At 23.4% G+C, this 23,085-nt stretch carries 23 protein-coding genes; 22 read left to right on the plus strand and 1 reads right to left on the minus strand.

What is annotated here, in order from left to right:
* Nucleotides 1-147: 147 nt before the first annotated feature.
* The 19 genes from AACK94_RS01430 to AACK94_RS01520 all read left to right on the plus strand — a co-directional run bounded on the left by AACK94_RS01430 (nucleotide 148) and on the right by AACK94_RS01520 (nucleotide 18,212).
* Nucleotides 148-1,265 (plus strand): IS3 family transposase gene (locus AACK94_RS01430; protein ID WP_338975281.1). Its coding sequence is split into 2 segments (ribosomal slippage): nucleotides 148-418 and nucleotides 418-1,265, totalling 1,119 coding nucleotides; the frame shifts between segments, so codons are not numbered across the junction.
* Nucleotides 1,266-1,435: 170 nt separating this feature from the next.
* Nucleotides 1,436-2,680 (plus strand): hypothetical protein, encoded by a 1,245-nt coding sequence (locus tag AACK94_RS01435; protein WP_338975907.1) that lies wholly within the window; start codon nucleotides 1,436-1,438, stop codon nucleotides 2,678-2,680.
* Between the two features lie 297 nt (nucleotides 2,681-2,977).
* Nucleotides 2,978-3,520 carry a translation initiation factor IF-3 gene (infC, locus tag AACK94_RS01440; RefSeq protein WP_338975908.1) on the plus strand — a complete coding sequence of 181 codons (543 nt, stop codon included), beginning with the start codon at nucleotides 2,978-2,980 and terminating at the stop codon, nucleotides 3,518-3,520.
* Between the two features lie 16 nt (nucleotides 3,521-3,536).
* Nucleotides 3,537-3,725, plus strand: a complete 189-nt coding sequence (rpmI, locus tag AACK94_RS01445; RefSeq protein WP_174480739.1) for a 50S ribosomal protein L35 — start codon at nucleotides 3,537-3,539, stop codon at nucleotides 3,723-3,725.
* Between the two features lie 16 nt (nucleotides 3,726-3,741).
* The gene (gene rplT / locus AACK94_RS01450; protein WP_281749155.1) at nucleotides 3,742-4,101 is read left to right on the plus strand and encodes a 50S ribosomal protein L20; all 360 of its coding nucleotides are present in this window, start codon (nucleotides 3,742-3,744) and stop codon (nucleotides 4,099-4,101) included.
* 232 nt (nucleotides 4,102-4,333) lie between these two features.
* Entirely contained in the window at nucleotides 4,334-5,194 is an 861-nt protein-coding gene (locus AACK94_RS01455) for a hypothetical protein (RefSeq protein WP_338975909.1), read from the plus strand.
* Between the two features lie 31 nt (nucleotides 5,195-5,225).
* Nucleotides 5,226-5,729, plus strand: a complete 504-nt coding sequence (locus AACK94_RS01460; protein WP_338960903.1) for a dUTP diphosphatase — start codon at nucleotides 5,226-5,228, stop codon at nucleotides 5,727-5,729.
* Between the two features lie 35 nt (nucleotides 5,730-5,764).
* Nucleotides 5,765-6,472 carry a M48 family metallopeptidase gene (locus AACK94_RS01465; protein ID WP_338975911.1) on the plus strand — a complete coding sequence of 236 codons (708 nt, stop codon included), beginning with the start codon at nucleotides 5,765-5,767 and terminating at the stop codon, nucleotides 6,470-6,472.
* Nucleotides 6,450-7,229: an RNA methyltransferase gene (locus AACK94_RS01470; RefSeq protein WP_338973997.1), complete on the plus strand. Its 780-nt coding sequence runs from the start codon at nucleotides 6,450-6,452 to the stop codon at nucleotides 7,227-7,229. Before AACK94_RS01465 ends, AACK94_RS01470 begins: the two co-directional genes overlap by 23 nt.
* Nucleotides 7,230-7,293: 64 nt before the next feature.
* Nucleotides 7,294-8,358, plus strand: coding sequence for a phenylalanine--tRNA ligase subunit alpha (pheS, locus tag AACK94_RS01475; protein WP_338975912.1), 1,065 nt, complete (start codon nucleotides 7,294-7,296; stop codon nucleotides 8,356-8,358).
* Between the two features lie 24 nt (nucleotides 8,359-8,382).
* Complete coding sequence (gene pheT / locus AACK94_RS01480) at nucleotides 8,383-10,788, plus strand: phenylalanine--tRNA ligase subunit beta (RefSeq protein ID WP_338975913.1); 2,406 nt, start codon at nucleotides 8,383-8,385, stop codon at nucleotides 10,786-10,788.
* Between the two features lie 75 nt (nucleotides 10,789-10,863).
* The gene (locus tag AACK94_RS01485; RefSeq protein WP_338975915.1) at nucleotides 10,864-12,285 is read left to right on the plus strand and encodes an MATE family efflux transporter; all 1,422 of its coding nucleotides are present in this window, start codon (nucleotides 10,864-10,866) and stop codon (nucleotides 12,283-12,285) included.
* A 457-nt stretch (nucleotides 12,286-12,742) separates the two neighbouring features.
* Entirely contained in the window at nucleotides 12,743-13,258 is a 516-nt protein-coding gene (locus AACK94_RS01490) for a hypothetical protein (protein ID WP_338975916.1), read from the plus strand.
* A gap of 12 nt (nucleotides 13,259-13,270) precedes the next feature.
* Nucleotides 13,271-13,594 (plus strand): hypothetical protein, encoded by a 324-nt coding sequence (locus tag AACK94_RS01495; RefSeq protein ID WP_338975917.1) that lies wholly within the window; start codon nucleotides 13,271-13,273, stop codon nucleotides 13,592-13,594.
* A 62-nt stretch (nucleotides 13,595-13,656) separates the two neighbouring features.
* Nucleotides 13,657-14,793 carry a hypothetical protein gene (locus AACK94_RS01500; protein ID WP_338975918.1) on the plus strand — a complete coding sequence of 379 codons (1,137 nt, stop codon included), beginning with the start codon at nucleotides 13,657-13,659 and terminating at the stop codon, nucleotides 14,791-14,793.
* Nucleotides 14,794-14,832: 39 nt separating this feature from the next.
* Nucleotides 14,833-15,950, plus strand: a protein-coding gene (locus AACK94_RS01505; protein WP_338975919.1) for an IS3 family transposase whose coding sequence is annotated in 2 segments (ribosomal slippage) — nucleotides 14,833-15,103 and nucleotides 15,103-15,950 — 1,119 coding nt in all. Because the reading frame shifts where the segments join, the coding sequence is not laid out codon by codon here.
* Nucleotides 15,951-15,981: 31 nt separating this feature from the next.
* A complete protein-coding gene (locus AACK94_RS01510; RefSeq protein ID WP_338975920.1) occupies nucleotides 15,982-16,575 on the plus strand; it encodes a hypothetical protein in 594 nt (197 codons plus the stop codon).
* A gap of 138 nt (nucleotides 16,576-16,713) precedes the next feature.
* Entirely contained in the window at nucleotides 16,714-17,445 is a 732-nt protein-coding gene (locus tag AACK94_RS01515) for an ABC transporter ATP-binding protein (RefSeq protein WP_338975921.1), read from the plus strand.
* Nucleotides 17,445-18,212 (plus strand): ABC transporter permease, encoded by a 768-nt coding sequence (locus tag AACK94_RS01520; RefSeq protein WP_338975922.1) that lies wholly within the window; start codon nucleotides 17,445-17,447, stop codon nucleotides 18,210-18,212. The genes AACK94_RS01515 and AACK94_RS01520 overlap by 1 nt, the downstream gene beginning before the upstream one ends.
* Nucleotides 18,213-18,317: 105 nt before the next feature.
* On the opposite strand, the gene AACK94_RS01525 is transcribed toward AACK94_RS01520, so the two are convergent.
* Nucleotides 18,318-18,917, minus strand: coding sequence for a BspA family leucine-rich repeat surface protein (locus tag AACK94_RS01525; RefSeq protein WP_338975923.1), 600 nt, complete (start codon nucleotides 18,915-18,917; stop codon nucleotides 18,318-18,320).
* Between the two features lie 397 nt (nucleotides 18,918-19,314).
* Here AACK94_RS01525 and AACK94_RS01530 point away from each other — a divergent pair, with 397 nt between their 5' ends.
* From AACK94_RS01530 to AACK94_RS01535, 3 genes are all read left to right on the plus strand, one after another.
* Nucleotides 19,315-19,455, plus strand: coding sequence for a hypothetical protein (locus tag AACK94_RS01530; protein ID WP_281748171.1), 141 nt, complete (start codon nucleotides 19,315-19,317; stop codon nucleotides 19,453-19,455).
* 53 nt (nucleotides 19,456-19,508) lie between these two features.
* Nucleotides 19,509-20,177, plus strand: a complete 669-nt coding sequence (locus AACK94_RS07420) for a hypothetical protein (protein WP_422397398.1) — start codon at nucleotides 19,509-19,511, stop codon at nucleotides 20,175-20,177.
* A 275-nt stretch (nucleotides 20,178-20,452) separates the two neighbouring features.
* Nucleotides 20,453-23,080, plus strand: a complete 2,628-nt coding sequence (locus AACK94_RS01535) for a valine--tRNA ligase (protein ID WP_338975925.1) — start codon at nucleotides 20,453-20,455, stop codon at nucleotides 23,078-23,080.
* Nucleotides 23,081-23,085 lie beyond the last annotated feature (5 nt).

Raw genomic sequence — 23,085 nt, forward strand, 5'->3', positions numbered from 1 at the left:
CCAAAATAATTTAAAATTGAAGCATGAGTACTTTTATTTTTATTAGTTAAAAATTTTACTTTTTCATTTTGTGGATGGGTTACACTTTATTGGACACTAATTACATAGACAAGTGAACAAATTAGTTAAAAGAAAGGAATTATAATTATGGTCACTATTAACTCATATTCAGATGAATTTAAAAAACAAATAGTAGCTTTATATCAAAGTGGCAAATCAGTATCTTGCCTTGTTAAAGAATACAATGTTACAAGAGCAGCTACTTACAATTGAATTAAGCAATTTACTAATTCAGGTAGTTTTAAAACTAAAGATAATCTTTCAGATTTAGAAAAACAATTAATTCAAGCAAATAAAGAATTAAAACAGTTACGAATGGAAATTGATATTTTAAAGCAAGCAGCACTAATAATAGGCAGAAAGTAGAGATTATTGCAAATAATAAATCTAAATATAAAATTCGCACAATGTGTCATTTTTTAAAACTCTCTAAATCAACATATTATTTTAATTTAAAGAAAAAAAATAAAATTCAAAATAATATTTATGAACAAGCTGTTATTAGTGCTTTTAAAGAAAATAAAGAAGTTTATGGTACTAGAAGATTAAAAGTCATACTAGCAAACCAAGAAATTTATTTATCACGCAGAAAAATTAAAGAAATTATGAATAAGCATAATTTAATATCAAAATACACTAAATTATCATTCAAAAATTATCATAATAAAGTCAATGATAGTCAAATAACCAATCTTGTTAATAGAAACTTTAATAATAGAATTAAAAATGAAGTTATTGTTAGTGATTTAACTTATGTTCAAGTTAATGGTAAATGAAACTATATTTGCCTATTAATCGACCTATTTAACCGCGAAATTATTGGACATAGTGTTGGAGTTAAAAAAGATGCATCATTAGTATATCAAGCATTTATGCAATCAAATCACTGTTTAAAAGATATTGAAATATTTCATACTGATCGCGGTAATGAATTCAATAATAAAACTATTGATAAACTTTTATTAGCTTTCAACATAACTCGATCTTTAAGCAAAAAAGGATGTCCTTATGACAATGCTGTTGCTGAAGCAACTTTTAAAACTTTCAAAATTGAATTTATTAATGATAAAAATTTTACATCATTAATCCAATTAAAATTAGAATTATTTGATTACATCAATTGATATAACAACATAAGAATTCACAGTACTCTAAACTACCTAACTCCAATTAGTTATCAAAAACAAATGTCTACCAAAAAATAGTCCTAAAAAGGGTTGCCATTCCAATTATTTAATTAACCTACATATCAATTTAATTAGAATTACAAAGTTGGAAAATTAAAAGATTTGTATTTTATTTTAAAAGTCTTAATATATATTATATATATTGTATACTATAAAAAACTATTAGTAGTATCAAAAAGGGGGTACTTATGAAAACATTAATAAAAACATTAAGTGTTTTAACACTTCCAACAACAACAGGAAATTTAACTAATGTATTAAACACAATTGAAGAAAAAACTAATATTGCAACTAATTATATTCAAAATAAAAAAAGTTTAGAAAATAAACATAGTGTAATTAACTTAGCAGATATAATAGTAAATAATAATTTAGGACTTATTAATAGTGGGAAGGATTTAGCACCATCTAAAATGAGTTTACTAATAGGTATTATTGAAGCAAATCATGCAATTAAATCATTAACTATTAATGATTTTGATATTAAAAGACAAGATAATAGTACTGCTACAATTATTGGTAAAGGTGATTATATAGGAACAGTTAATTTGTATTATAGTATTACTAATTTTGTTTCTAAAAAATTAACAAATGGAAACATTTATGCTTTAGGTGTTGATTCACAAGGTAATATTTTTAGAGCACAAGAAGATAAGGTTTATAAGATTACTCCAACAGGATTAGAAATTTTAATGGCAGGATTAGAAGGATATTGGGCAGTTAGAGCCTTAGTAATTGATAATGAAGATAATGTTTATGTTGGTAGTGATAATGGTTTTGTTTATAAGAGTGATGGTGTACGTAGTTTTGAAAAAATTATAATACCAGGACCAAAAAACTGAATTTGAGCTTTAACATTTGATAAAAATACTGAAACTGTTTATGTTGGTAGTAATACTGGTGTATGCAAAATCAGTAAAAATGGAAGCACTAGTTTAATGCAAGGAACAAATGGTGATCATATTCATAGTTTAGCAGTTGGTTCAGATGGCTCAATTTATGCTGGTGATGATGATCGTGGAATAATTTATAAAACTGATAAAATAAGTCAAACTTTTGGAATATTTCAACAAATAAACGATGGGCATCAAATTGATAGTTTAGTAGTTGACAAGGATAATACTGTTTTTGCTGGTTCTTGAAATGGTCGTCTTTATAAGATAAAGAATGGAATATATGAGGTAATATTAGAAACAAATCCAAACCACGAGGTTAAAGGTTTAGTCATTGATAGAGATAATAATTTATTTGTTGGTATTGACTCTAATAAAGTATATAAAAAAATAGAAGATACAGATTTATGTTCTGAATTATCTGGAATAAAAAATACTGATGATCATATTTTTGCTTTAGCAGTTGGTCCAGATGATTCAATTTATGCTGCTGGATCGCAAGGAATCTTATATACAGCTAAAAATTTTAATAAAATATAGGTTATATATAAGTAATTAGTATTAAAATTAATAAAAATAAAAGACTTGCTTGCTAATTATATAGTAAGTTTTTTTATTTTTATTTAAATTTATGTACTAACATATTAAAAAAATCTTGTAATTTATTAAAAATCTAATATAATAATAGTTGACATAAAGAAAGTAGTTTTTACGCTCACCTGATAACTAAGTTGTTATAGGTTCAATGCTTTAAATTTTTATTTTTAAAATAAAGTTTTGTAGTGGTGAGTGTGCGTTTTAGCAGACTTTTATTTATGCAAATTAAAGGAGGTATGTATGGCTTTTAAAAATAATGATAATTTATGAAATAGTAATATTCCCTTTTATGAATTTTTATTAATTGGTAATGAGGGTACTAATTATGGCTTAATCAAAAAAAATGATGCTTTAAAAAAAGCAGAAGATTTAGGATATGACCTGTTATGTATATCACCAAATGCTAAACCACCTGTTTGTAAAATGTTTAAATTTGATACATATCGTTTTGAACAACAAAAAAAGGAAAAAGAAGTTAAAAAAGCACAAAAATTAACAATTGTTGAAGAAAAAGAAATTCGACTAAGTGTTGTTATTGATAACAATGACATTAAAACAAAGGCAAATAAGGCTCGTAAATTTCTAAGTAATGGTAACAAAGTAAAAGTTACATTAAAATATCGTGGTCGTGAATTACATAATCCTGAAGCAGGATTTGAAGTAATTACAAAATTTTATAAAGAATTAGAAGATATTTGTATTTATGATAAAAACTTTGATAAAAAAGAAAAAAATATACAAACTATTTATCTTTTTCCAAAAAAGAAAAATCAAGAAAATTAACAATAGGAGGTAAAATATGCCAAAAATGAAAACAAAAAAAGCTTTAAAAAAAAGAATTAAAGTAACAGGAAGTGGTAAATGAATGCGTAGTGGTGCTTTTGTTTCTCACTTAGCTCAAAATAAAACAACAAAACAAAAACGTCAATTACGTGGGTGAAGTGAAGTATCTGCTTCTGACTATAAGCGTTTAAAAGATTTAATTTAGGAAGGTGACAAAATAAATGGCTAGAGTTAAAGGCAGTTATACAACTAATCATCGTCGTAAAAAAATACTAAAAGCAGCAAAAGGATATTATGGAGCAAAACATAGTTTATATCGTACAGCAAATGAACAAGTAATGAACTCATTAGCATATGCTTATCGTGATCGTAAAAATTGTAAACGTGAGTTTCGCAAGTTATGAATTCAAAGAATTAATGCAGCTGTTCGTAATTATGATTTATCATATTCACGTTTTATTGATGGCTTAAATAAATCTAATATTAATCTTAATCGTAAAATATTGTCTGAGTTATCAATTAATCAACCAGAAGAATTTGAGAAATTAGTTTTGGCATCAAAATCTGCTTTAGCAAAATAATTAATTGCAAATTTTATATAAATTAAAAACACTTATAATAAATTTAATTTATTTCAAGTGTTTTTAATTTATAAAATTATGATAAGTTTTGGAAATGTATTTAATATAAATTTCAAAGAATATTTTTTTATCACAAACTTTGTTTTATAATATATTTAATGGTAAAATTAAAAAATAAATTCGCTTCTTAGTATAAAAATAAGAAAGAAATTTAAAAAAGAGGGGGGCCATTATGCAATTTGTTTTTCTTGGATTTTTTGATGGTAATCCACAAGCAGTTATTAATCCTTTATTTGGTATGTATTATTGAATTGGCTTATCTATATCATTATTCTTGATAATTAGTTTATTTATTTTTAAAAGGTTTTATGCTAATTTAAGTAAGTGCTATAGTTTTAAATATAGTTTAGGTATTTTTCAAATACTTTTATATATTAGTTTTTATATTGTTCATGGATTGAATGGAGATAATTATCAATGGTATGATTATTTTCCTTTTCAATTATGTTCGGTATTAAATATTACTAGTGGTATATTATTAATTATTCCTAATAAAAGTTTATTTAATATTACTTTTCCTTTAATTGGTCTTGTTATTTTGGCATTTTTATTACCAGATAAAACAAAATGAGTTTTTGGTCCACAGCATTTTCTTTATTGAAATCATTATTTTATTCATATTATTATTATTTTTTCTTATTTACTTTTATATTTATATGGTCATATTGAATATGACAAAATATATATCAAAAAAAGTATATTATATTTAACTTTATTTGGTGGTGGTGTTTTTATTTTTAATACTTCCTTTGGTACTAATTACTTATTTATTGGAAATGCCGGTTATACAGCAAGTTTTGGTAAAAAAGTATTAGACACTTGAGTGTGGTTACCAATTTTACGTTTTACATTTATGTCTGTTGTTGGTATTTCATTACTAGTTTTAACATATATTTTTATTATAAAAACTTTATCTCCTTTTTATTTAGAAAAAGGAACAAAAATTAATCTTATTTACAAAGATAAAAAATCATTAATTACAAAATTTTATAAAAAATTAAATTTAAAAGATAAAAAAATAATGAAATCTTAATTAATAATTAAAAAAAGAAAGTGAGTTAATTATGTTAAATTCAAAACAATTTTCAACAATTATCCAACTTCAAAATGAGTTAGATAAAAAAATAATTATTAATCGCGGTGTTAGCGATATTAAAACATTAAATTCTAGATTTTTAGCACTTTTAGTTGAATTAGGTGAATTTGCAAATGAACAAAGATGTTTTAAATATTGAAGTTCAAAACCAAGTAGTGAAAAATCAGTAATGCTTGAAGAATATATTGATAGTCTTCATTTTATTCTTAGTATCGGTAATAGCCTTAATATTGATTTTCAAAATTTTAGTTTTTCAGAAAAAACAAATTATCAAGATCTTAATCTTGCATTCATTGATTTATTTGCTTTTGTTACAACTTTTTTTAAATCAAAATCAAGTAATGATTTTTTTGAATTATTAAATATTTATTTTACAATTGGTAAAAAATGTAACTTTAATAGTGAAGACATTATTTCTTGTTATATTTATAAAAATGAAATAAATCATTTACGACAATCACAAAATTATTAATGGAAATAAGTGATCGTTTTATTTAGGAGATTAAAATGACTAATGTTAAAATTTTCAATTATAATAATACAAAATGAGAGTACATTATTACATATAAACAACAAAAACATATGTATTTAAAAGTGCGCAATGATCAAATTATTATTAGTGCTCCATTTTTTATGCAAGAAAAATTAATTGAAGATTTCATTTTAAAAAGTTTACCTAAAATTTTAAAAAAGAAAACTATATTAAAACCTAATATTGTTATTAATAATAATGACAGTTATCTTTATTTTTTAAGTAAAAAATATAAATTAATTACTAAGTATCATTCAAAAAAAACCATTATTTATTTTGAATTTAATAATTTGGTAGTATGCACAAATATTCAAGATGATAAGCAAATATTAATTAAAATTCAAAAATTTTTAAAAGAAGAGTCAAAAAATATTTTTATGAGTCGTTTACAATATTGATCAGAAATTATGAATATTGAGTTTTCAGTACTAAAAATTCGTTCGATGTTAAATAAATGAGGTGTTTGTCAACCAAATACTAAAATCATTACACTTAATTATAAATTAATTCATTTTGATTATGCTGTAATTGATTATGTTATAATTCATGAGTTAACGCATATAATTCATGCTCATCATAAAAAAACATTTTGAAATTTTGTTGCTCAATATTGTCCAGATTTTCAAGATTGTCAAAAAATATTAAAACAAGGAGTTATGGATGAAACAAATAACCTCACTTAAAAATCCAATAATTCAAGAATTAGTTTTATTACATGAAAGAAAACATCGCAATGTTAAAAAAAAGTTTTTAATTGAAGGAGAACATTTAATTAGTATTGCATTATTAAAAAAAAGATTACTTGCAGTATATGTTGATGAGAAGTATTTAGACAAATATGCAAATTTATTAAAAGATTGTAATAATATTGAAGTTATTGTTGTAAATAGTATGATTATTAAAAAAATTTCACAACAAAAAACACCACAACCAATAATTGGCGTTTGTAATATTGTTAAACCTTTAAATTATTTTTATTCTTCTCATATTATTCTAATTGATACAATTCAAGATCCAGGTAATTTAGGAAATATTTTACGCAGTGTTACTGCTTTTAATATTTCTGAAGTATATTTATCGAATGAAAGCGTTGATTTATATAATCACAAAGTAATTAGTGCAAGTCAAGGAGCTATTTTTTATACTAATGTGTATTATGAAAATTTTGATCAATTTTTATTAAAAGTAAAAAATGCAAATTATATGATTTATGGTACATTTCTACATGAAGATAATAGTACTAATTTATCTGAAATTACCTTTAAGCAAAAGAATGCTTTTTTATTTGGCAATGAAGGACAAGGCATTAATAAAAAGTATAAAGATAAAATTAATAGTAATATTTTTATTCCAACTTCTTTTAATGTTGAATCATTAAATTTAGCAACAAGTATAGCAATAGTAACGTATTGCTTATTTACTAGTAATATATTAAAATAAGTTATACTTATTTTGAATTATAAAAATTTAATTATACATATTAACAAATTAATGGAGGAATAGAATGTTAGCGGTTAACGATTTAAAAAAAAGATTAGAAATTATTAGACAGCAAGCATTTAATAATATTGATGAAGTTGCTGATTTACATAAATTGCAAGTTTTAAAATCACAATATTTAGGTAAAAATTCGGATATTAATAATATATTAAAATCTTTAGAAAAGTTTCCTCATAATTTTAGAATTGAAATTGGTCAAGCAGCTAATAAATTAAAAAAAGAAATTAATGAATATATAATAAAAAAATTTAATGAAATTGAGAAAGATAACATTAATAAGCGTCTTAAATCTTCAGAAATTGATTTAACACTACCGGGTATTGATTTTAATATTGGTCACATCAATCCTCTATTAAAAACTGTTACCGAAATATCTGAAATTTTTAAAAATTTGGGTTATCAAATCATTAGTGGTAATGAAGTAGAAAATGAAGAATATAATTTTAATCGCTTAAATTTACCATTTGATCATCCAGCAAGAGATATGCAAGATACTTTTTATCTTGAAAATAATAATGACAAACTTAATCGTTGATTATTAAGAACACACGCTACAAATATGACTGCACGCATTCTTAGCGAGCAAGATAAAAATTCAAAAGAAACCACGGCTATTATTAGTTTAGGAAATGTTTATCGAAAAGATGATGATGATGTTACTCATTCTCATCAATTTATGCAAGTTGATGGGTTTTTAGTTGGTTCTAACATTACTTTTGCAAATTTAAAATGAACATTAAATTATTTTTGTCAGCAATTTTTTGGTATGGAAACTAAAACAAGATTACGTCCTAGTTATTTCCCATTTACGGAGCCTTCAGTTGAAGTAGATGTAAGTTGCCCAAAATGTAATACAGAAGGTTGTTCATTATGTAAGTATACTGGTTGAATTGAAGTTTTGGGTGCTGGTATGATTCATCCAAATGTTTTTATTGCTGCTGGTTTAGATGAAACAACAGCAGGTTTTGCCTTTGGTGTAGGCATTGAAAGAATTACTATGATTAAATATGGCATTGACGATATCAGATTATTTTATAATAATGATTTTCGATTCTTAAAACAATTTTAAAAATTAAAAGGAGTATAAAATAAAATGATAGTTTCACGTAAAATCATTTCGCAGTGATTGAATATTAATAGCATTAAAGATTATGAAATCGTTGATGCTTTAAATAGTTTAGGTTTTGAGGTTGATCAAGTAAAAAATTTAATGTTTAGTAATACAAACTTAGTTGTTGGTCAAATTACTAAAATTACCAAACATCCTAAATCGAATAAATTAAATATTTGTGAAGTAACAGTAGGTACTGAAATGTTAACTATAGTTTGTGGTGCACCAAATGTAGTTATTGGTATTAAAGTTGTTGTAGCAAGGATAGGAAGTGTTTTAGGTAATGGTCTTACTATTGTTGAAAGAACAATTCAAGATGTTGTTTCTTCAGGAATGCTTTGTTCATTAACAGAATTAGGATTAAGCGGTATTGTTCAGAATAAAGAAGAATTAAGTGGTATTATTCATTTACCAGATGATGCAATGATTGGTAATATTAATCCGTTACAATATTTAAATTTAGATGATACAATTTTTTTTATTGATTTAACAGTAAATCGTAGTGATTGTTTGGGGATTTATAGTATTGCTAGAGAATTAAGCGGGTATTTTAAAATTCCTTTAAAAAACATGGAAGTTAGTAGTATAGGAAAATTTGATAATAAAAGTCAAGTTAGCGTTCTTAATGGTAAAATTCAAGCTTTAGCAACATTAAAGATTGAATTTGATGATAAATCTGTAATAACACCAATTTGAATTAGAAGAACACTACAACTTGCAAATATTGTACCCAAAACTTTATCAGAAGATATTATTCATTTAGTAATGTTAGAATTGGGTCAACCCTTAATTACTTTTAGTGCTGATGTTTTAAAAAAACCATCTTTAAATATTTCGCCTAAATCATACCCAGAAGGTAATTTGCAAATTAAAGAGGGCGATATTTTATTACACGATAAATATTTGGCTTTTAGTGTTTTAGGAGTTAGTCATAATATTGAATATGAAGTTAAACCAAGTTCCAAAGAAGTTTTTATATTTTCAATTAATCCTGATGTTACCTTAATGAGTAAACAAGCAAAACGACATGGTGCTCTTATTAATACATTATTAGAACGTTTAACAAGACCAGTTGTTCCTGACTATTATTTAATTGCTTTACAACGTTATTTGTTTATTTTAGGACAATTGCAAGTTAAATATGAAATTACCGGTTTTAGTAATGATGTTCCTTATCAAGTTAAAACAAAAGTGATTAACTTTAATTTCAATTTTATTAATAAAATTTTAGGTACAAAATTTGAGGTTAATGAAATAATTAATTATTTGACTATTATTGGTTGTCAAATTGAAATTGATGCAAAAAATCAAGAAATTTTAAAAGTAACAGTTCCTAATCATCGTAGTGATTTAAATAACGCTAATGATTTTAGTGAAGAAGTTGCCAGAGTATTTGGATATGATAAATTACCAGTTATTAAACCACAATTTAATGTATCATTTAAGTCACCAACAGCATTGGAAAATTTAATGATGAAATGAAGACAACATTTAACAAGTTATGGTTTTAATCAAGTAAAAACATATAGTTTAACAAGTATGCAGAGATTAAATGATTTTAATTTTTTTAAATATAAAATACCTGTAAAATTAGAAGCACCGTTGACATTAACAAGAGAAGTTATGCGTTTTAGTTTGACAGATAGTTTATTAAGAATTTGTCAATATAATTATGCACGTAAAGAAACACAATTAAAAATTTTTACTGATGAAACTGTTTATACAGGTGATGAAACTGATGATAATCATCATTTAGCTTTTATGATTATGGATAATTTTTGACCAAAAATTAATGCTAATAAAATTACTAATAGTACTTATTATTTTATTAAAGGTTTTTTAGATGGTTTTTTAGCAAAAGTTATGCCAAATTTATTTAACTCTATTGTTTATAAAAATAATAATAATTCTTTAATGCATCCGTATTTAAGCGCAGATATTTTTTATGAGCAAGAACATATTGCTACTATTGGCGCACTGCATCCACAAACTGAAAAAATAATTAATGTTGAAAAAATATTCTTAGCAGAAATTAATTGTAGTAAGTTAGTTAAAATCATAGAAGAACAACAAAAAGTAGTTTCTAAATTTAAGCTTTGATCAAAATTTAATACTTTAAGTCGTGATATATCAATTATTGTTAATAGCGATATTCAATTTTCTGATGTAAAAAATGCTATAATGTTTGCAAATATTGATTTTTTAGAACAAATATCTTTGGTAGATTTTTATAATGATGAAAAATTAAAATCACAACATCAACACTCATTAACTTTTAATTTGAAATTTAATAGTCAAGAAGAACAATTAGATGAAACAAAAGTAAGTGGACAAATAAGTAATATTCAAGAAATATTAAAGAAAAAATTTCAAGCAATTATTCGTTAAAAATATAACAAAATATTAAATAATAACATTAATATATTTTTTTATTATATTAAATTTTAAATTGGGTGAGATGATATGAAAATGTTAAACAAAGATAATTTAAGCTTTTATAAAATGGCATTATTATTTATGATTCCAATTTGTGCACAATCTTTAATTGAAACATTAATAAACTTAATGAATAATTTTGTGGTTGGTCAATTTGGAAATGATGATGCTATTGCCGGAATTGCATCATCAAGTAATATTTATGATATGGTTTGATATATCTTTTTTGCTATTGTTGCTACTGGTAATATTTTTACTGCTCAATATTTAGGTATTAAAGATAAGAAGAAAATTCAAGAAACTACTAATATAAAATTATTTTATACTTTAATTTTTTCAATATTTTTTGTTGTAATATTAGAATTATTTAGTAAACAAATTATGGGAATAATTCTTGGTGCTGAAGATAATTCTCATCAAAATGCTATTGGTATTGCTGAAGAATATAGTAAATTAATTGCTTGAAATTACCCATTATTAGGTTTTGCTTTTATTATGTCAATTACTATGAATACATGTGGTAACGTTAAAACACCATTGATAACTTCTATTTGTTCATTACTCTTAAATACATTTTTAGTTTGTATTTTATCATTACCATATAGTGGGGGACCACAATTAGGCATTGAAGGATTAGCAATAAGTTTAATTATTTCAAGAGCAGTAGAATGTTTTATATTGTTAGGTTATTTAATTTATAAAAAACCAATTTATGCTCCTAATTGAAATATTTTTAAATTTACAAAAGATTTACATAAAAAATATATTATTACTTTTATTCCTTTATTTGCTAGTCAAGTATTATTTGGTGTTTCAGTAGTAATGTTAACAGCTTTATATTCTCATTTTGGTGATACTGAAGTTGTTGCCGCTGTGCAAATTGTTGGTAGTGTTGTTGCTATTTTTTATTCTACTTTTAGGGGATATAATGCTTTAGTTGGCTATGCTGTTGGTAGCAAGTTAGGTTCAGGAGAACTAGTACTGGCTAAAGAAAATGCTAAGAAGATATTAAAATTGAGTTTTGCTATTTCAACTGTTATTGCTTTAATTATTTTGGGTAGTGCTTTTTGAGTTCCAAAAGTATTATTTCCAAATTTATCTAATAATGCTATGAAACTTGCAGTTTGATATATGGCTTTTTCAGCAGTAACTTATTTTTTCATTAATATGATGCAACCATTATTTAGTTTTCTTTATGCTGGTGGCTATACTTTAATTATTAGTATTGCTGATCTATTTTTAATTTGATTTATTGATATTTTTATTACTTTTGCTTTATTGCAGTGAACTGACTTAAGTATTAAAATGGTAATTATGATTTCGTGTTTAAGTAAATCAGCTGATTTTATTTGTGCTTATGTATTTTATAAAATAATTCCTTGAAATAAAAATATTATTAATTCTAAAGTAGAAAGTGTACCTCATCCGACATTTGAACCACATGGATAATATAAAAATCCCTTTTTAATAATAGATTTATTTTAATAACTCTGTTTAAAAAATTTTAAAAAAATTCTATTATATTTTAGAAAATAAATTCATATTTATCGTTTTATTTTTATTGTATTTAATATACAATTATTATAATTACTGGTGTGATTTTAGAGGATGGTAAAAGTAATGATTTTTTTATTTTTAGTTATAATTAAACTTTTATAATAATTAAATTTTAAATAACTAAATAAATACGGACATTAAAAATTTTGACATACCTTTATTATAAGAAATTTTTATTTTTTGAAAGAATTTTAAAAAATAAGTTTAAGTAAATATATAAAAATAGTAATAACACCAGAACTAATAAAATCATTTTGGAATTAAAAAAGAAATTAAGAAATAATAAAAAAATAAAAAAAGCATGATTGTTTTAAAATTTTTTTATTTTTTTATAAGAAGGAGAAAGAAAATGTTAAAGTTTATAAGAAAATTTTATAATAAGTATCTTAAAAAGTACTTTAAAAAGAAAAATAAAGAATTACAAAAAATAAGAAAAGAAATTCTTCATATAGAAGAAGAGATGAAAAAACTAAAAGAAGATAATATTTTTTTATTTAATACTATTAAAATGTTATTAAATTATCAAAATAGTTCAATTGATAATCCTTTATATTTTAATCAAGATGATCATATTTATGAAGAAATAAAAGAAAAAGCTATTTTTGAAAAATTTATTTATGAAAATGTAAAAGATGAAACAACTTCATTGAGTTCAGTTGGTAATAATGTTCCTCCACAATTACCACCAAGAAATAAAACAAGTGAAAATAATATGAAAGTAACGACGGAAGAAATTAATGAAATTAAACTATCAAATATTACAAAAAAAGTAGAAGAACAACCTATATATGAAAAAATAAATACCGATTCAATTTATGATGAAGTTAAATCAAATATTAAACCATTTTGTCATTCTATTTTTTAGGAGGGCAAAATTATGAAAAAAATATTAAGTATATTTACAATAAGTATTTTAGCATCATTACTTTTCACAAGTAACATTATTAATATTGATAGTAATAAAACGGATAATAATGTTGTTAATAAAAATTCCTTACTACCAAAAAAAGAATCAACAAATGAGCCCTTAACTCATTTATTTAATAATCAATATAATTATTTAACAAATAGTAATTGAATTACTAATCAATCAGATTTAGATCAAAAATTTTACAGTTATGATACAAATCATGCTAATTATAAGTTGAGCAATTATATTAATGCTAGAGAAGTTTTTTTGTTGATAATGATGGTAATTTAAATTATGATTCTACACTTATTTTAGAAAAGGATAAGTTAAATATTGAAAATACAAAACAAGAAATGATTAACTATAAAAAAGTGACAAAAACTAAAGATAAAAAAAATATATCTAATGAAAGTATTTATGATAATAATTATTTTGAAGGTGATAATAATGATTGACAATATATTCAATTTGGAGGATTAAATAGTCATATTGATATTTCAAATCAAGTAGGTGCTGATAAAGTTGAACACAGTAATAATCTAAATGAAACATTAGGTTTATACTATATTGTTAAAGCAGTACACGAAAATAAAATTACTAAAGGTGTAGCTGATAGTTTAGGAAAGGATTTTATTAGTAAAATTAGTATTAAAAATAGTTTTAATAAAAGTTTAACTAATGAGATTATTAATTTAATTGTTGATAAAGAAAAAGTTTATAAACTAATTAATGAATTGCCCTTTTCTAAAGATGCAAGAGATTATTCAATTAATTATATTTTTGATAAAGATAATAATTTAATTGAAATTTATTATCATAAATTTAATAATACGAATTTAAGTAAAAATATTAATATATTTAATTATCAATCATTTGATGGAACTAATAGTTGAGAAGATTTTAAATCAGAAAACTACACTTTAATTAATTGAACAAAATATGCAAAAAGATGAGAAGAATTTTGTCTATTATGACCTAGCCTTTCATTTAATAATTCTTATATTAAATTAACTAATTCTAATGGTCCTGTTATTAACAATAATCTAAGTTTAATGACTAATAAAATTAATAAATCTATTCCTGAGTATATTGCTCCTCCATTTAATGATCCTGTAGTATTAAATAATGATACTTTTAATTTTAAGTTTGAAAATAATTTTTGAATTTTTATGGCTCAAAATCGAATTCATATATATTTATGTATATGGCATGATGATAATAATATTTATTGTCAATATGCAGGTCATAATTCTTCTCAGTTTTGTGCTAGTGGTAGTTCTTATGATATAAATTTGGAATCTATTACATTTCATAATTTATCTGATTCATCTGTTTTATTAAATAAAAAAATAGCAAATGAAAAAATTTATGCTTTGGGTGTTGATTCACAAAGTAATATTTTTAGAACACAAGAAGATAGAGTTTATAAACTTAGTACTACAGGAGTAGAAACTGGATGGGTTACACTTTATTGGACACTAATTACATAGACAAGTGAACAAATTAGTTAAAAGAAAGGAATTATAATTATGGTCACTATTAACTCATATTCAGATGAATTTAAAAAACAAATAGTAGCTTTATATCAAAGTGGCAAATCAGTATCTTGCCTTGTTAAAGAATACAATGTTACAAGAGCAGCTACTTACAATTGAATTAAGCAATTTACTAATTCAGGTAGTTTTAAAACTAAAGATAATCTTTCAGATTTAGAAAAACAATTAATTCAAGCAAATAAAGAATTAAAACAGTTACGAATGGAAATTGATATTTTAAAGCAAGCAGCACTAATAATAGGCAGAAAGTAGAGATTATTGCAAATAATAAATCTAAATATAAAATTCGCACAATGTGTCATTTTTTAAAACTCTCTAAATCAACATATTATTTTAATTTAAAGAAAAAAAATAAAATTCAAAATAATATTTATGAACAAGCTGTTATTAGTGCTTTTAAAGAAAATAAAGAAGTTTATGGTACTAGAAGATTAAAAGTCATACTAGCAAACCAAGAAATTTATTTATCACGCAGAAAAATTAAAGAAATTATGAATAAGCATAATTTAATATCAAAATACACTAAATTATCATTCAAAAATTATCATAATAAAGTCAATGATAGTCAAATAACCAATCTTGTTAATAGAAACTTTAATAATAGAATTAAAAATGAAGTTATTGTTAGTGATTTAACTTATGTTCAAGTTAATGGTAAATGAAACTATATTTGCCTATTAATCGACCTATTTAACCGCGAAATTATTGGACATAGTGTTGGAGTTAAAAAAGATGCATCATTAGTATATCAAGCATTTATGCAATCAAATCACTGTTTAAAAGATATTGAAATATTTCATACTGATCGCTGTAATGAATTCAATAATAAAACTATTGATAAACTTTTATTAGCTTTCAACATAACTCGATCTTTAAGCAAAAAAGGATGTCCTTATGACAATGCTGTTGCTGAAGCAACTTTTAAAACTTTCAAAATTGAATTTATTAATGATAAAAATTTTACATCATTAATCCAATTAAAATTAGAATTATTTGATTACATCAATTGATATAACAACATAAGAATTCACAGTACTCTAAACTACCTAACTCCAGTTAGTTATCAAAAACAAATGTCTACCAAAAAATAGTCCTAAAAAGGGTTGCCATTCCAAAATTTTATTGCCAGATTCAACAAATTGAATATGAACTTTAGCAGTTAATAAAAAAACCGGCATTGTTTATGTTGGAAATGATGATGGTGTATATAGCATTGATAAAAATAGTAACGTTAATCATATGTTAGGAACACATGATTATATTAATAGTTTAGCAATAGGTGAAGATGGTTCTGTTTTTGCTGGAGCTAATAATCATGGTAAAATTTATAAAAGTAATGGTGTAAATGATTTTCAATTAATTAAAGAACAAAATGATGCTGGATCAATAAAAAGTTTAGTCGTAGATACTATTGGAACTATTTTTGCTGGTTCTGATAATGGTAATATTTATCAAATTAATAGTGGAATGTATTCTAAAATTTTAAATACAGGTCATGAAATTAAACGATTAATTATTGATAGAGATGGTGTTTTGTTTGCTGGTGTTGATTCAAATCAAATATATAAAAAAGTAAAAAAATCATCTACTTTTTACAATATGTTAGGAAGAGATAATGATAATGAACATATTCTTGCCTTAACAATTAATTCAGAAAACACTTTATATGCTGCAGGAACTGAAGGCATTTTGTATTCAAATAAAAATTTTAAGTAACATTTTAAATGTTACTTAAAATTAAATATATTAAAAAAAGATTTTAATTAAAAAATGTTGGCTGTTATGATATAAAATTAGATTTTTTTAATGCTATACTTATTTATAAAGTTTAAAATAATATGAAAGGAAGCAATTATGAAAGTAATTAAGGTTAAAAATATTACTAAGTCATATAATGGTAATGTTGTACTGGGACCTATTAATTTAGAAATTGAGAGTGGTAGTTCTGTTGCTATTTTTGGTGCTAATGGTGCTGGTAAAACCACATTATGTGAGATTATTAGTAATACTAAAAATGCAAGTACAGGAGAAATTGAATATAACTTTAATAAAAAAGATATTCCATATGTTGTTGGAATAAATTTTCAAGATCAAGTTTATCCTAACTTTATAACAGTTAAAGAATTAATAAATTTTTATCATAAAATTTATTTAGATAAAATAAAACCCGAAATTTTTAATAGTATGTTAGATAAGTTTCAATTAAAAGAATTATACAAACGTAAAGTAAATAGTTTATCGGGTGGTCAAAGACAAAGAGTTAATTTATTTTTATCATTATTTCATCAACCAAAAATTTATATTGGTGATGAGATTTCAACTGGTTTAGATGTTAAAACAAGAATTGATATTATTAATTTTTTACAAGAACAAATTAGTTTGAATAACATTACTTTAATTTTAGTTAGTCATAACTTAGATGAAATACAAGCTTTATGTAAACGTATTATTTTTTTAAAGGATGGTCAAATTATTGATGATACTACTGTTGTTGAAGTTACTAAAAAATATGGTTCATTATTAAAATATTATTTAGAAAAAACAGAAACATCATTAGAAATAACTACGAGAAAGGAAAAAAAATAATGCTAGCAATGTTTCAATTATTATTTGGTTATTTTAAGAAATCTTTCCATAGTATTTTCTTTGGCTTTATTTTCCCTATTATTATGTTAACAATTTTAGTTGCTGTATTAACACCTGGTAACCCAAATGCTGCACAAACAGTATTACCGGGGTTAGTGATGTCAGCTTCACCAGTATTAGGAATTGTTACTTTATCAATGACATATTCTGATTTTAAACAATCAATAATTATTAAAAGAATTGGTGCAACACCATTAAAACCATGACAATTTATTAGTAGTATTTTAATATTTCATGTTATTTTAATTTTTATTGGTAGTTTTTGAACATTAGGAATTGGTGCAGCTTTATATCATAATCAGATTAATTGAGAACTAATTAATTGAGGTTATATATTACTAGCAATTCTGCTTTCATCAATTATGTGTTCAGCAGTAGGAATAATGGTTGGTATTCTTGCTTCTGATTTTAAAATTGCTAATGCTTTTGCTTTATTATTATATTTGCCAACGTCATTTTTATCAGGTCAATATATTCCGTATGTAGCCATTAAAGGACAACCAGTTTTAGTTATTATTGCTAAAATTATTCCTTTTTCTTATCCTGTTTCTATTATGAATAGAGGATGAAATAATTATGGTACTCCAAATGATTTAATCAATGCAGCACTTTTTGATAATTACTGAATACCGATTTTAGTTAGTTTACTTTGAATTGGAGCATTAATATTTGGAGCAATTATGGCTTATAAATATCGAAGTAAATAAGTAAATAAGAAAAAATATTTGTTTATAAAGAAATTATTTAAATTTTAAAAAATATTTACAAAATAAACAAGCCTAATTAGGCTTGTTTTGATTTATTTTTAAAAATTAATGATACTTAAATTTTGGTCATTTACTTCGGCTATCAATTCCTGAATTAGTAGCAAAAAGATCAAAATTATTAACTTTTTCTACATTTCATGCTGAAAGGTTCTGATTAAATTTTTTTGCATTTCAAAACATTCCCATCATATTTGTTACTTTTGAAGTATTTCACTTTGAAATGTCTTGATTAAATTTTTTTGCATCATAAAACATATAACTCATATCTACTATATTTGATATATTTCAAGAAGATATGTTTTGATCAAATGTTAGATTATCAGCAAACATATTACTTAAAGAAGTAATTTTTGTTGGTAATTGATCTGGTACTTTTTCAACTATTATTGGCATTTTAACAGCTTGAATTTCTCTAATTCCATTTTCAAAAAATCCGATTTGAATAATTTCTTTACTATCTATATTTGATAAATCTTTTTTATTTGTTTCTACTTTTGTTCCTGTTTTGTCAATATAAATTGTATCTTGTTGTATTTTATTTTGTGTAATATTAGTATTTTGTTTGATAGTGTTTAAGAAACTAGTTAAATTACCTGTGGTTGTTGCAAGTGTTAAAACACTTAATGTTTTGATTAATATTTTCATTAAGATCTCCTTTTTTGTTTTTCCCCAATAACTTCTTAAGTTTAAGAAGTTAATTTATATTTTAAGTCGTTTAAAAATAAATGCAATAAGTGTTTAGTTTATGATAGAAATAAAAATATATAAATATTAGGAAAAAATTTTATGTTATTAGTAAGGTTAAATGTAATAAAAAAGTTATATAATATATTTTTTGCATACAATTTGTTTTTTTTAAAAAAAGATATTTTATGATATTATTAAATTAATTTAATAACTGTTAATTACTAGTATAGATAGTTTTACCTATATTAGTTTTTTTGTTTTTATTAAATTAATTTAATTAAAAAAATATTATATATTAGGTTTATTGCGTTTAAAGTCAAGTTTTATATTGAATTTATTAGAAAGAAGTTAAAATATGGCAAACGGCAGAGAAGTTATTATTACTAATAATTTAAATAATCCAAGTATAAAAAGTTTATTATTAATTGATGAATTTAGTAATAAAATTGGTGACGCATTACTTATTATTGATTTAGAAAAAAAGAAGATATTTTAGAAAGTATATTTATTGAAGAAAAATATCGTAAGCAACAATATGGTAGTTTACTTATTTACAAAATTTTTGAGATATGTCATAGCAATAATATCGAAAACCTTATTTTATTATCAGATCCAACTAATGCTACTGTCGGTGAATTTTATAAAAAATTAGGATTCACTTATGCATGAAATAAAAAAACTTTTTTTTATGATTATGAAATTAATATACCTCATGCAATTTTTAATAAAAGAGATGATATTAAAAAGTGAAAAAATATTAAAATAAAAGAAATTTTTATTGATTTTGATAAGTCAAAATCAAAAGCTATAAATGATGAACAAAAGATATTAGAGGATAGTGAAATATTATCTAGTATTTTAGATGAAGTTTTAATACATGAAGAATCAATTTTAAAGGAGGATTATCAAAAAGTTATTGATTGATTTAATCAACAAAGAGAACAAATAATCAAAAATCCAAAACAATGATGAAATACTTTAACCCCCAAACAAGTAGATGTTGTTAAAAATGAGGCAAAAAAATGGTGAAATAACTTAACACCAGAACAAAGAAAAATAAAATTATTAGAAAAACAAGCATATCAAAAAAAGACAATAAAAAAAGATGATACTCCTTTATTGTGTGATTTTGATCAAAATATAAAAAATAAATTAGACTGCATGCAGTCTATGAAAACATCAACTCCTGTTTTTAAAAAAGATAATTTTAATATTTAGATTTTTTCTTTTCTCAAATGTCTTGTTTTTTAAAATTAACAATGTAAAATAAAATACATAATTAATTTAAAATATAAAAGAGTAAAATTAAATGGTAATTTAGAGACTTAGTGGTTGCTGTAAACTAAGCAAGTTTAATTTGAAGGTAACTTATATTATTAGTAATTTAAATAATAATTAAGTGCATTTACTTTGTAAATGAATTAGGATGGTACCGCGTTAAAAAACGTTCCTATTTGTGGAATGTTTTTTTATTTTAAAAAGGAGTATAACAAATGAATAGAAATTTAAACAAAAAATATAATCATATTGAAATTGAAAAGGATCGTTATCAACAATGAGTAAAATCTGGATTATTTAAGGCAAATGTTAGTTCTATTAATCCTACATTTTCTATTATCTTACCACCACCCAATGTAACCGGACTTTTACATTTAGGTCATGCTTGAGATAGTACTATCCAAGATTTATTAATTCGTTATAAACGTTTACAAGGATTTAATACTTTATTTATACCCGGTATGGATCATGCTGGCATTGCCACACAAGTTAAAGTTGCACAACGTATTAAAGAAGAACAAAAACTTAATTTGCAAGAATTAGGTAAAGATAAATTTTTACAACAAGCATGAAAATGAAAAACAGAATATGCACAAAACATAAGAAAACAGTGAGCAAAACTTGGTTTAGCATTAGATTATTCGCATGAAGTATTTACTTTAGATGAAAATGTTAAACAAGCAGTTAATGAAGTATTTGTAAAGTTATATAAAGAAGGTTTAGTTTATAGAGGAAAAAAGATAGTAAATTGAGATCCAGAATTAAAAACCGCTATTTCTAATATTGAAGTAAATTATCATGAAACAAAAGGAAAAATGTATTATTTAAAATATTTTATAGAAAATAGTAGTGAATTTATTACTATTGCTACTACCAGACCAGAAACAATGTTTGCTGATCAGTGTATAGTTGTAAATAGTAAAGATAAACGTTATTTACAATTTATTGGTAAAATGGTTATTAATCCGGCTAATAAAATGTTAATTAAAGTCATTGCTGATGATTATGTTGATATGAATTTTGGAACGGGTGCTATGAAATGTACACCGGCTCATGATGCTAATGACTATGAAATTGCATTACGTCACAATTTAGCAATGCCTATTTGTATGAATGTTGATGGAACTATGAATGAATTAGCACAATCATATATTAATCAAGATCGAATGGTATGTCGTAAACAATTAGTTGAACAATTAAGAAAAGAAAATTTAGTTGTAAAGGTTGAAGACCATCTTCATCAAGTTGGTTATTCAGAAAGAAGTAACGCTATTATTGAACCATATTTATCACAACAATGATTCATAAAAATGAAACCATTAGTTGAAATGATTATTGATAAACAAAAAAATAAGAAAACAAAGATTGATTTTCATCCAATATTATTTGAACAACAACTTTTGCAGTGATTAAATAATATTCAAGATTGATGTATTTCCCGTCAATTGTGATGGGGTCATTCGCTTCCGGTTTGATATCATAAAAAAACTAAGAAAATTTATGTTGATACTAACCCACCATCACCAATTAACGATTATATTCAAGAATCAGACGTATTAGATACATGATTTTCTAGCGGTTTATGACCTTTTGTAACCTTGGGTTGACCACAAAAAAATGTTGATTTGCAAAAATATTATCCAATATCAGTATTAGTTACTGCTTATGATATTTTATTTTTTTGAGTTGCACGAATGATGTTTATGGGTTGAAAATTTACTAATCAAAAACCATTTACTAATGTTTTAATTCATGGTTTAATTCGTGATGAACAAGGTAGAAAAATGTCAAAATCATTAAATAATGGAATTGATCCAATGGAAGTTATTAAAAAGTATGGTGCGGATGCTTTACGTTACTTTTTAGTTAGCAATTGTGCTCCCGGTCAAGATTTAAGATTTAGTATTACTAAAGTTGAGTCAGCTTGAAATTTCAATAATAAGTTATGAAACGCTGCACGTTATGTGCTAATGAATATTGATGATAAGTTTCAATTGGATGAAAATATTGTCTATAATAATTCGTTATCATTTATTGATCAATGAATTTTACAAGAACTTAATCAATTGATTATTTATGTAGAGCAATATATGGAAAAATATGAATTTGTTTTAGTAGTTAAAGCACTATCAAATTTTATATGAAATAAATATTGTTCTTGATATATTGAATTAAATAAAGTTAATTTACAAAATCAAGAGCAACAAAGTAACTCATTACAAACATTATATTATGTTTTACAGCAAATTATTATTATGGTTCATCCCTTTATTCCCTTTATTACAGAAGCAATTTATGAAGAAATGGGGTATAAAAATAGCATTTTAACAAATAAGTTTCCTAAAGTTAAAGTTATGGAAAAAACAAAAGTTGTAACACAATTTGTTGAAATATTAATTGAAATTATTGGTAATATTCGAGAAATTCGTAAAGAACTTAATTTATCTTTAAAATTACCGTTAACTATTCATATCAATACGACTAATTCTTTTTTTGAAGTAGAAAAAAATACTTTAAATCCTTATTTATTACAATTAACTAATAGTCAAATTGTTACTATTAGTGATAGTCCGTTGTCTGTTAATAATAAAATAATTAAAATTATTAATTCAGCAGTAATAGAAATTAATGTTTCAAATTTATTTAATAAAGAAGAACAATTAGCAAAATTAAAAGGGGAATTAGTTTATATTGAAAATGAAATAAAACGTAGTAAAGATATTTTAAATAACCAACAATTTTTAGCAAAGGCACCACCAACAAAAGTTGAAATAGAAAAGCAGAAATTAGAAAAGTATCAAAATCAAAAAAAATTAATCAATGCCAAGATTAAAGAATTATAAAAAAC

It is taken from the genome of Spiroplasma endosymbiont of Monopis laevigella (assembly GCF_964019975.1).
In the GTDB taxonomy this organism is placed as follows: domain Bacteria; phylum Bacillota_I; class Bacilli_A; order Mycoplasmatales; family VBWQ01; genus Spiroplasma_E; species Spiroplasma_E ixodetis_A.